The sequence below is a fragment of the Limnofasciculus baicalensis BBK-W-15 genome (assembly GCF_024178385.1).
GTDB lineage: Bacteria > Cyanobacteriota > Cyanobacteriia > Cyanobacteriales > Coleofasciculaceae > Limnofasciculus > Limnofasciculus baicalensis.
In genome coordinates this window covers 1-4,281 of record NZ_JAMZMM010000444.1, presented here as the reverse complement: position 1 = coordinate 4,281, position 4,281 = coordinate 1, and the positions used below count along the sequence as shown (strand labels likewise).

The following is a 4,281-nucleotide window of genomic DNA, read 5'->3' as shown; positions in this document are numbered from 1 at the left end:
CCCTACTCCCCTCTCCCTACTCCAACTCAAAGACTGGCATAAGCTGAAGCATCCCCAGCCCCAATTCCTTAGTTGAGAGCGATCGCGCTTCAAACACAGCCATCATGTCATTAGGCTGGGGATTGCCGCGAGATGCCCCCGTCAACCCCTTGGCAACGATTAAGCCACAATATCCCTTATTCTTTTTGCAGCGCTGATCCCACTTTTTGCGAGCTGCAATATGAACGGGATCTTCTGCGGAAAACTCTCCAAACAGGTACAAACTACTATTTTCGGTTTGGAGAATACCCAAATCGTAGCGCTCCCCAATGGAGGGATCTTCCCCTGGAGTAAAGCCAATTCCTTTGATCCCACCTGCTATTTTGAGCTGCTCGATTACGGATTTTGCTTTGGGGCGAGTGGTTTGAATCAACACCACTGGCAACCCTTCGCCGCTTGCCTCAAGATCTCTAGACTGATAAAAATCAACGCCTGAGCGTAAGGATTCGATAATTTCCCAAGGAATCATCCCCAAACTGAGGAAAGCATCTTTTGGCACTAAGTCATCGTGCAGCGGTAGCGGCATTTCCTCAAAATCATCCTCATCCCCCATATTGTCTTTTTCGGCGAGTTCCGCCATTTCCAACAATTCCGAGGACAATTCCGGCAGGGTAGTAATTTTAACAGATATTGTGGATTTTGACTCCGTTTCTGATTTATCTGATTTATCTGATTTAACAGATTTTGTGGGTTTTAAGCCTGCTTCTAGGGGAATTGGGATACGGTAACGCTTGGTAATATCTGGAAGGGTATCATCTACCAACTGTCGGTGGGAACTGCGGAAAAACCGATGCAAGCTCTCCAGAGCGATGTAAACTGCGATCGCTTCTTCATCATAGAGAAAAGGTCTCATTCCTTCTAGAGGATGGACTGTGCCAAAGTTAGGCATGATTTCTGAAACCGGGAAATCAGCTAAATCGATGTCATCATCATCGTCTTCATCCTCCTCCTCTGAATCTTCATCAGCTTTCCCGTAGGTGATAAAGAAGCAATCCTGTCCTAAAAATGCTTGTTCCATCGCCGCTAAGGACTCCTGAGCCAAAACTGATGCCCGAAACCGCTTCAGGGAATCCATGGAGCGATATAGCAGTACCCCATACTCCATCCCCATCATTCCCATCACTGAGACATAGAGTGTTTCTGTATCCCACCGATTTAATTCAATGGCGAGAATTTGGTGATCCGCAAGGGCATCCCAAGGAGCATCCTGCCAAATATCGTAAGCTTTGGCAATCAGAAGATCGGCATACTGGGGAGGCAGTTTGGGCTGTCTTAACTGTGCTACCTCCTCAAACCCCCGAAACAATTCATCAATCAGAGGTAAATCGGGAACGTGATCGATTGTAATATCTAACTCTTGCAGGACTCCCCGCAAGAAAAACTGAAGTTCTCGATCTCGAACTACAATTTTGGCAGGTCGTGCTGGCCTAGCCGGACTTTGGGGATGTTCCATGGAGCGCAAGAGGGTACGAACCGTGGCTTCAGGTCCCATTTCTGGTGGCACCACATCCATTGCCCGGACGATTCCTTCTGAACCATCCACCCAAAGGATACATTCGCTGTTGCCATCAGCATCCTCCTCGCCCTCCCCAAAGCCTAACAGGGGACGGCGATCGCCTTCCCAGACACTAGGAATCTGTGGTAGTTTTTTGAGCCGACGACAAGTATTGCGATTGAGGGCAGACATAGAATAGGTGGCGAAAGAGTGCAAAAATACTGGCTAGTGGAGCCATGACGCTTGATTGGATACTCCTATTAAACCTCATTAACTTCCAGCCTGCTCTTTCTTCTTCCCATTATGACTATCATATTCAATACCTTTGCTTCGTCGCTAGCTAATAATCAAAGGTAAACTAGAGCTGTAGGGTAGCACCAATTTGGAGTAAGCCGAATTAATCCGGTGTAGTCCAGCTACTCCAGACCACTAATCATGTCACTGAGCAATTAGGAGTCACAAGCTACCAATGACACAAGCAACTGAAACCAAACAAAAAGGAATCCAACTGACGGAACAAGCTCTCCAGCATATTTTGGCACTGCGGAACCAACAAGGAAAAGACCTCTTCTTAAGGGTTGGCGTTCGTCAGGGCGGTTGTTCGGGTATGTCTTACCTGATGGATTTTGAAGAACCATCTCAGGTACGGGATAATGATGAAATCTTTGATTACGATGGCTTCAAAATTGTCTGCGATCCCAAAAGCCTACTGTATCTCTACGGTTTGGTACTCGATTACAGCAATGCCATGATTGGTGGTGGTTTTCAATTCACTAACCCCAATGCTAGCCAAAGCTGTGGCTGTGGTAAGTCTTTTAGCGTCTAATCTGGGGGAATGGGGAAGAGAATTTTGAGTTTTGAGTTTTGAGTTAAAAATCTTCTCCCCTACTCCCTATTCCCTATTCCCTATTCCCTATTCCCTATTCCCTATTCCCTATTCCCTACTCCCTACTCCCTACTCCCTAGTTTGATATGATCGAGTCTGCTACTTCACTTTTTGATACAGGACTGGAACGCTATAAAGCGGGTGAAGGTCCAGATACACTAATTCCGGTATTTGAAGAAATTTGCGATCGCTCCCCGAAAATTGCTGCGGCTTGGAGTTGTCTGGCATGGCTGTATTTGCTAGATAATCAGCCGGAACGAGCCTATAAACTAGCTCTTAAAGGTGTCAAGTTGGAACCAACTGCCCCCCAAGGACGGGTAAATTTGGTTATTGCTATGTTGGAAACTCGTCAAACTGGTGTTCGCAAACACATCGATGTTATTAAACAGATGATGGCGATGGAACGAGAAATTAAAGATGAGTTAACTGAAAGTATTGAAGATGGATTGAGTCGAAAACCTGATTGGGAGAGTTTAAAGAAGGTGAAAAATTATCTGAGTTGAGGGGGCTAATAATATAGTCAGATAAATCCAGATATCTTGACCCATTCAGAATACGACAAAGACCAATGGAAAGCTTAACTACACTTCCTCCAGACATTAATATCCATTGGAGTGCGATCGCGCCTCTACTGACGATTCGCAATGAGGAAGAGTATGAGGAAGCGATCGAGCGATTAAATGATTTAATTGATGAAATCGGCACAAATGAACAGCATCCTCTTTATCATTTGCTGGATACGTTAGGGACGCTAAAAACTTAATTGCCTGCTTGTGAAATTTGACCGCCATGTTTCACCCAGTTTGTCATGTCAATAAGTTCGTCATTGTTATAATCTGAAGGAAAACCAAATTCAGCTTCTATTTCTCCTTGTTCTTCATCACTCACGTAGGGTATGAGAATCTGACAGAGCAATAGTCGCTCCTCTCGCAAAACTTCTCGCACACTTTCCTTGATTAGCGCCTTTAGTTCTAGAATTTCCATTGGCTTTTTTTTTAGATAACTAGGGGATCTTCACCGGATTTTGCACCTGAGTAAAATTGAACAGTTAGCACAATTTTTTAACATTCAACCTCAATCATTTCTAGATCATAATCAATTTTTAGGTAATTTTCCAGTAAATTAGCGAAAAATGTAAATAAATCAAGGTGCGTTACACTTTGTTTACGTCAGCAAGTCGTGTGAGGTAAACCCATGATCCAAACATTGCAACAGCCGATTACATTTGACGAGTTTGTTGAGTGGCTACCAGAAACTTCTGAATGCCGCTATGAGTTACACCGTGGGGTAATTGTTGAGATGCCAAAACCAAGAGGCAAGCATTCAAAAGTGTCAGGCAATTTAGCTTACGATGTAGGTACTGCCATTCGTCAGGCGAAGTTGCCCTATTTTATCCCTAAAGAGTCCATTGTCCGTTCTATTGATGGTAATTCTGGATATGAACCGGATGTGATTGTTTTGGATGAATCGGCACTGATTGATGAACCTGAGTGGGAAAGTGGATCTATCATCAGCTTGGGTAAATCGATTAAGATTATTGTGGAAGTTGTTTCAACCAATTGGCGGGATGATTACTTCACTAAGCTGGGAGAGTATGAAGCATTGGGTATTCAGGAGTATTGGATTGTGGATTATGCCGCATTGGGTGGGCGACGCTTTATTGGCAATCCCAAACAACCCACTTTTACTGTCTGTCAATTGGTAGATGGGGAATATGAGTGGCAGCAATTTCGAGCCGGGGAGTGCCTTATCTCACCTACCTTCCCTGACTTGTCGCTGATGGTAGATCTGGTTTTTGGGGCGTAGAGTGAACTACCCGCCCTCAACTGGAGTACCAGTATGAGGGGGGCTTCCAAGTTCA

The 4,281-nt window shown here is 44.7% G+C and carries 6 protein-coding genes; 4 read left to right on the top strand and 2 right to left on the bottom strand.

Features of this window, described 5'->3' with window-relative positions; all coding sequences use genetic code 11:
* Window positions 1–16: 16 nt before the first annotated feature.
* Window positions 17–1,726, bottom strand: coding sequence for a DUF6930 domain-containing protein (locus NJ959_RS26245; protein WP_254014708.1), 1,710 nt, complete (start codon window positions 1,724–1,726; stop codon window positions 17–19).
* Window positions 1,727–2,003: 277 nt separating this feature from the next.
* On the opposite strand from NJ959_RS26245, the gene NJ959_RS26240 reads away from it, so the two are divergent.
* The 3 genes from NJ959_RS26240 to NJ959_RS26230 all read left to right on the top strand — a co-directional run bounded on the left by NJ959_RS26240 (window position 2,004) and on the right by NJ959_RS26230 (window position 3,183).
* On the top strand, window positions 2,004–2,360 hold the full coding sequence (locus tag NJ959_RS26240) for a HesB/IscA family protein (protein WP_254014707.1): 357 nt from the start codon (window positions 2,004–2,006) through the stop codon (window positions 2,358–2,360).
* Window positions 2,361–2,506: 146 nt separating this feature from the next.
* Window positions 2,507–2,923 carry a tetratricopeptide repeat protein gene (locus NJ959_RS26235; RefSeq protein ID WP_254014706.1) on the top strand — a complete coding sequence of 139 codons (417 nt, stop codon included), beginning with the start codon at window positions 2,507–2,509 and terminating at the stop codon, window positions 2,921–2,923.
* Window positions 2,924–2,988: 65 nt separating this feature from the next.
* Window positions 2,989–3,183 carry a hypothetical protein gene (locus NJ959_RS26230; protein WP_254014705.1) on the top strand — a complete coding sequence of 65 codons (195 nt, stop codon included), beginning with the start codon at window positions 2,989–2,991 and terminating at the stop codon, window positions 3,181–3,183.
* Here the strand turns inward: NJ959_RS26230 and NJ959_RS26225 are convergent.
* The gene (locus NJ959_RS26225) at window positions 3,180–3,404 is read right to left on the bottom strand and encodes a hypothetical protein (protein WP_254014704.1); all 225 of its coding nucleotides are present in this window, start codon (window positions 3,402–3,404) and stop codon (window positions 3,180–3,182) included. The two genes, NJ959_RS26230 and NJ959_RS26225, sit on opposite strands and share 4 nt — an antisense overlap.
* 210 nt (window positions 3,405–3,614) lie before the next feature.
* Between NJ959_RS26225 and NJ959_RS26220 the strand changes: the two genes are divergently transcribed.
* Window positions 3,615–4,226: a Uma2 family endonuclease gene (locus NJ959_RS26220; RefSeq protein WP_254014703.1), complete on the top strand. Its 612-nt coding sequence runs from the start codon at window positions 3,615–3,617 to the stop codon at window positions 4,224–4,226.
* The last annotated feature ends 55 nt before the right edge of the window (window positions 4,227–4,281 follow it).

What these genes read in the sequence shown, in the direction of transcription:
- NJ959_RS26245 (WP_254014708.1), bottom strand. Translation starts at nt 1,726, where the DNA reads ATGTCTGCCCTCAATCGCAATACTTGTCGTCGGCTCAAAAAACTACCA.
- NJ959_RS26240 (WP_254014707.1), top strand. Translation starts at nt 2,004, where the DNA reads ATGACACAAGCAACTGAAACCAAACAAAAAGGAATCCAACTGACGGAA.
- NJ959_RS26235 (WP_254014706.1), top strand. Translation starts at nt 2,507, where the DNA reads ATGATCGAGTCTGCTACTTCACTTTTTGATACAGGACTGGAACGCTAT.
- NJ959_RS26230 (WP_254014705.1), top strand. Translation starts at nt 2,989, where the DNA reads ATGGAAAGCTTAACTACACTTCCTCCAGACATTAATATCCATTGGAGT.
- NJ959_RS26225 (WP_254014704.1), bottom strand. Translation starts at nt 3,404, where the DNA reads ATGGAAATTCTAGAACTAAAGGCGCTAATCAAGGAAAGTGTGCGAGAA.
- NJ959_RS26220 (WP_254014703.1), top strand. Translation starts at nt 3,615, where the DNA reads ATGATCCAAACATTGCAACAGCCGATTACATTTGACGAGTTTGTTGAG.